The organism is Bartonella sp. AA74HLJMH (genome assembly GCF_042197045.1).
Lineage (GTDB): Bacteria > Pseudomonadota > Alphaproteobacteria > Rhizobiales > Rhizobiaceae > Bartonella.
Map to the genome: position 1 here is coordinate 1 of NZ_JBHIRJ010000034.1, position 6477 is coordinate 6477.

Annotated in this window: 2 protein-coding genes and 2 pseudogenes; all 4 read left to right on the forward strand. The window is 34.0% G+C overall.

From position 1 onward, the window contains the following. A partial coding sequence (locus ACFINH_RS08765; RefSeq protein ID WP_375632719.1) for a type ISP restriction/modification enzyme occupies positions 1-2947 on the forward strand: 2947 nt, incomplete at its 5' end. Positions 2948-4575: 1628 nt separating this feature from the next. Continuing rightward, positions 4576-5213: pseudogene (locus ACFINH_RS08770) on the forward strand (hypothetical protein). An 83-nt stretch (positions 5214-5296) separates the two neighbouring features. Beyond that, positions 5297-5962, forward strand: coding sequence for a hypothetical protein (locus ACFINH_RS08775; protein ID WP_375632721.1), 666 nt, complete (start codon positions 5297-5299; stop codon positions 5960-5962). A 98-nt stretch (positions 5963-6060) separates the two neighbouring features. Further along, a pseudogene (locus tag ACFINH_RS08780) lies at positions 6061-6477 on the forward strand (hypothetical protein); the annotation flags it as partial.

The window sequence follows — 6477 nt, forward strand, 5'->3', positions numbered from 1 at the left end:
AGAAGATACGACCACGGTTATTGATGATTTACCTATACGCTCAAAATTAGAGTATTCAGGACTTAATATTGGGTTAGTAACTTACGAATCTTCTCACACATGTGAAGAACAAGGAGAACTCCCCCTTTTTTCTAAATGTAAAGATGTCATTAGAACTGCTATTGTTAATAGATTTTACGATCCTAGCTATTGGAAAAAATGGGCAATAAATGTTGGTGATCTTGCTCAAACTCATATCACACGCTTAACTGAAGTTTTAACAAAATCAGAAACTGAAACACGGCAGGTGTTTAATGATTTTATGACCGAATTACGTAGTAATTTAAACACAACCCTCTCCGAAGAAAATGCGATTGAAATGCTTGCGCAACATCTTGTGACGCGTCCAGTCTTTAATGCTTTATTTGAGGGGCATCAGTTTGTTCAAGAAAATCCCGTATCTTGCGCTTTACAACGTGTACTCAATGCCCTTGATAAAGTTACTCCTAAAGAAGAATCTCAAGATCTCAAAAATATTTCTAAGAGTATACAATTTTACACGCGTGGAATTACCACTCTTGAAGCACAACAAAGTTTAATTGTAGAGCTTTACAATGAATTTTTCCGTTATGCTTTTCCGCGTACAGTAGAAAAATTAGGCATTGTTTATACTCCCATTGAGGTTGTTGATTTTATCATTCATTCTGTTGATGATGTGTTGCGTCATGAATTTGGAAAAAGTCTAGGATCACGTGGTGTTTCTATTCTTGACCCTTTTACGGGTACTGGGACCTTTATCACACGGCTATTACAATCCAATCTCATCAAACCAGAGGATATGGAATATAAATACCGTTATGATATCCACGCAAATGAGATTGTCTTGCTAGCCTATTACATAGCAGCGATTAACATTGAATCGACGTATCATAGTATCATGAAAGGTGAGTATATCCCTTTCAAACATATTGGTTTAACCGATACATTCCGCATGCTTGAAGAGAAAAGCCTTCTGCAAAAATTATTCAAAGAAAACAGTGAATATTTAGAGCATCAAAAGAAACTGGATATCAAAGTTATCTTTGGTAACCCTCCTTATTCAACAGGTCAAAAAAGTGCTAATGATAATGCAAAGAATACGCCTTATCCGATATTAAATGACCGTATTGATGAAACTTACGCCGCTCAATCTAAAGCAAGCCTTATGCGAAATCTTTATGATAGTTATATTCGTGCCATTCGCTGGGCTAGTGATCGTATTGATAATGCTGGAGTAATCGGTTTTGTTTCTGGTTCTGGTTACATAGAAAAGTCAACAATGGATGGATTACGAAAATCTTTAGCCAAAGAGTTTACGAGCATTTATGTGCTTAATTTACGGGGGGATCTTCGCAAAAATATGTTAAGCAATGGAAGAGCTCAAGAAGGTGAAAATATTTTTGGCAATGGTAGTATGACCGGTATTGCTGTAACCTTGTTTATCAAAAATCCCAATGCTATTGGACCTTGTAAAATTTACTATCATGATATTGGTAATAATCACACAAGAGAAAAAAAGCTTAAGACAATTAAAAAATTTAGGAGCATTGATGGCATTACACGAAGTAAACAAGGTTGGCAAATAATCACACCAGATAAACATGGTGATTGGCTTGGTCAACGTGATAACAATTTTAAAGCATTTTTATCCATAGGTTATAAAAAAGGTCATGGTAAAAAGCTTTTTGATACTTATTCCTGTGGTATTGTAACTAGCCGTGATGCTTGGGTATACAATTCAAGCCATGAAGTTTTAGCGAAAAACATAAGTAATATGATTGCCTTCTATAACAGTGAAGTAAAGCGTTTTAATAATGTTTATGGACATGTTGATCCTAGGATACGTAAAAATGCTGTAGACAATTTCGTCAATACAGATACGAGAAAAATCAGTTGGAGCCGCGCTCTTAAAGAAGATTTAGCAAAAGGAAATACTTTTGAATTTGAAGCTACATGCCTTATGCAAAGTTTATATCGTCCTTTTACACAACAGTGGCTCTATTATAATCGCACCTTCAATGAAATGGTTTTACAAATGCCGCGGATATTTCCGATGGGAAAAGCGGTTGAAAATAAAGTAATTCAAATTACAGGCGTAGGAGCAAGGTGTGGTTTTTCTGTTCTTATGTCTGAAGATTTGCCTAATCTAGATGCAATAGAAAAAGGTCAATGCTTTCCACGGTATTTTTATGAAGATACTATGGTTTCAAAAGGTAAAAGTGAGAAACAATCCCATTTATTTACAGAAGAAAGCAAAACAGCTGGTTTACAGAGGCGTGATGCCATTACTGATGAAGGATTAGCACATTTTAAAGCTGCTTATCCTAATGAAAAAATCACTAAAGATGATCTATTCTATTATGTTTACGGTTTACTTCATTCGGAAGATTATCGTGCTCGTTATGCTGATAACCTCTCTAAAGAATTGCCTCGTATCCCTTGTGTAAAGAGTGCTGGTAATTTTTGGAAGTTCGTAACAGCAGGGCGTGAACTGGGTCATTTGCACGTGAATTATGAAACTGTAGAGCCTTATCCAGTGACTTTTAAAAAGGGTAATCCAAAAGTTACAGAAATCTCTAATCCCGAAAAGTTTTATTATGTTACTGAAATGAAATTCGCAAAAGCAGGTAAAGAGAAAGATAAAACCACTGTTATTTATAATAGCAATATCATCATGACAGATATCCCACTTGACGCTTATGAGTATATCGTTAATGGTAAACCCGCTCTTGAATGGGTTATGGGGCGTCAATGTGTAAAGACTGATAAAAAGAGTGGCATTGTGAATGATGCCAATCGCTATGCTGTTGAAACCATTGGCAACCCTGCCTACCCTCTAGAGTTATTTCAGAGGGTTATTACCGTAAGTTTAGAGACAATGAAAATCGTTAAGAACCTACCAAAACTAGAAATTAAAGAAATTGAATAGACTTGGCTTGCTAAACTCACAAGGGGTATAGAGTCTTATAACCATAATCTATACCTCTCTTGTTAAGTTGATTAGATACAATCTTTAAAAAGAGTGCTTATATGCGTTATTCTAAAAAGAAATCATTTGCACTTTTAGATACTCTTATTTGGATTGCCTTTAAGAGATTATACCGTATTTAAAATGATAGCTTTATCCTTTTCAAAAGCTTTGTTTAAACAGAGTTATGTATATTCATTTTCTTATATTACTTATAGGTTTTGTCTGTTTTTACCCCCCCCCAAAACACCTACAAAACCCTCTTAGATATATATTAAAAATTGTATTTATGTGTTATGTTTAATATGGGTTGTTTATTTGAAAGATTAACTTATTGAAATATAATAACTTTTATTTTGGATTAAAAAATATATATAAAGGGGGGGTAAAAAGCCCCCCCAAAACCCCCATACCCCCCTAAACTCATAACCATAATAGTCTTAATAGCATTTTTATGATCATAAACCGTTTCTTTTGAAAGGCTTTAAAGGATCACATGTTTTTTTAAGACGTGGTTTAATCACTCACTAAAATCATAAGTTTATCTATTCAAATGAACTGATAAATTCATTTTTTATAAGACATGTTTTAATCACTCACTCAAATGGTCTATTTTGTCAGTTCAATTTACTGACAGATAACTGACAAATATATATTATTAATTGTATTTAAGGTTGTGTTATCTATATAAGTTGTATCTTAAAAAGACTAACATATTGAAATATAATGCTTTTAATTTTTTATCATTTTAAAAAAATAGTATAGGCTCTAAAAAGAACTGACAACACTGACAACACTGACACGGTCTATTAAAAGGGATTTTACTGATCTCTATAATGATCAGTTTCTATTGAGATATTTTCATAACAGACAATAAATCGCAATTATCCTATTTATCGTTTCTCTTATGAAAATGAAAAATGATGCCATGGCTATAAAGAACATAACAGCTATAAAGAATGCGTAAAAACAGTAAACTTGAATACTCATATGCAAATGAAAGCATTTGTTTATAAAGACAGTCCCTATAAAGGCTGTTAAGTCTAAAATGTGTTATTAAAAGAAATTAACAGAAATCTTAAAAGCCATTTAGTGACAAAATTGATAGGTTATAAAGTTTAAAATACGCATTATGAGAGCGTTTCTAAATATTATAAATGTATAGATTCAGAAAATACGCAGTCGTTTCACAAAGCCCGTAATATAGCTTTAAAAGCACATAAATATAAAAGAAGCAATTAATAAGCATAAGATATTATCAATACATAAAGTATTTAAAAAAATACAAAAAAATATCAAAAAAGATAAAATATTATTTGACAATAAATACGTATTTTGTTATATAAACATTCAAGTGATTAAGAAACACTAAACAGATAGCGAAGAGGTTACGATAAACCTAATCCTATTATAAAAACTGACTATCTTTTATGCTCTAATTAGCATATATGATGATTTTGTCGGGTGTCGTTACGCCATACAATACTCTTTATGAGAAAAGCGTAACAACGGACTATCTGCCGTGTTTCTTAGCGCCCGGCGCCCATTAGGGTGTCAATAAGAAACTTTTAAACAGATAGGTTTTAATTATGACAAATTCAAAAAACACCCCCCTTATATCTTTAAATGCAAATGAAACCGCTCTTGCTAATCAACAAGAGCCTGCAAAAAAATACGAATTTACAGGTGAGACAATAGAGGTTGGTTTTAAAACCCTTCATAGAATTCGCGCTTTAAGAGATTTTGGAGACGTAAAAAAGGTGATTTAGGCGGGTTTATACAAGGTGAAAGTAATTTATCCCATGATGGCAATTGCTGGGTGGGCGGTAAAGCCAAGGTTTATAGTAATGCAAGGGTTTACGATAATGCCGTTGTAAGTGGGTATGCCCATGTGAATAATATTGCTTGTATCTATGAAAATGCAAGGGTTTATGGCAAGGCGGTTGTGGCTGGCAATATTTATGGCAATGCTCATGTGTATGGCTTTGCACGTATTTATCCTGATGCTCATATTTTTGGTAATGCTCATGTTCATTATTACGCTTGTGTTTTTAATGATACAAAAATTTATGATAATGCGAAAATTTCCGGATATGCTTGTATTTTTGCAAATGTAAAGATTTTTCGCAATGCGGTCATTAAAGGTGACACTTGGGTTCGCAATAATATTGAAGTCTGTAGTAAAGAAATTGTCTATAATGACCAGTCTATAAAAGACGCTGCGTAAATAATGCGCGGGCGCGGCGGGGGCGCCCCTCTTTTAAACATTTCATTTTTAAATTTATCAAATATGAACTTAGGGAGTTACCTATGAACGCTATAACTGTGTCTAAAAAATACGAATTTACTAATGAAACGCGTTGTGTGGCTGGTCATACTTTACACCGCATTAAAGCCATTAGAGATTTTGCTGATGTAAAGACTGGTGATTTAGGTGGTTTTATCGAAAATGAAAGCAATCTCTCTCATGATGGCAATTGCTGGGTCTATGATAATGCTACCGTTTTTTGGGAAGCTGTCGTTTCTGACAATGCAAAAATACATGATAATGCTTGTATTAATAGAAATGCTAAAGTTTATGGCAATGCCGTTGTTAATGATGATGCATGGATTTTCGGTGCAAATGCTCATGTGTATGGCAATGCAAAAATTAATGACAATGCTATCGTTCGTGGTCAAGTTTATGACAATGCCTTTGTTTGTAATAAAGCTAATATCATTTTTGATGCAAAAATCTCTGACAATGCGAAAATTGCTGATAATGCTTATGTAAGGGGCTTTGTTTATGGCAATGCAAAAATATTAGGCTCTGCTCGTATTGATTGGGCTGCTCATGTTTACGATAATGCCGTCGTTTCTGACAATGTATATGTTTGTTACTTAGTAAAAATCTTTGGCAATGCTATAGTTGATGGCAATCAAAAAATTTATGATGATATTGGTAATAATAACAAAACCATAAATGAAGCTGCTTAAATAAAGCATGGGCGTTGTGGGGGCGCCTGCTTTCCAATCCAATTTTCCATTTCAAATTTTAGAAAACGTTTATCACATTAGATTGTGAGGGTACTCCTATGTGCAAAAAATACGAATTAACCAGTGAAATTAAAAAAATCAAACATGCACTTACTCGAAATATTATAAATCTTTACCGCATTCGTGCTTTAAAAAATTTCGATGATGTTAAGGCTGGGGATTTAGGGGGCTTTATTGAAAAGGAAGCTAATCTATCCCATGATGGCAATTGCTGGGTCTATGATGAGGCTTGTGTCTATGGTCATGCAAGGGTGTATGATGATGCAAAAATACGGCATTATTCGCAAGTCTGTGGTCAAGTTTATGGCAATGCTGAGGTCTATGGAAAAGCTTTTATCTCTCAATATGCTAAAGTTTATGACCATGCTTTTGTCTATAGCAATGCTCATGTTTATGGCAATATTTATGGTAATGCTCATGTGAGTGGTAGTGCCCGCATTCTTGCTGATGCTCAT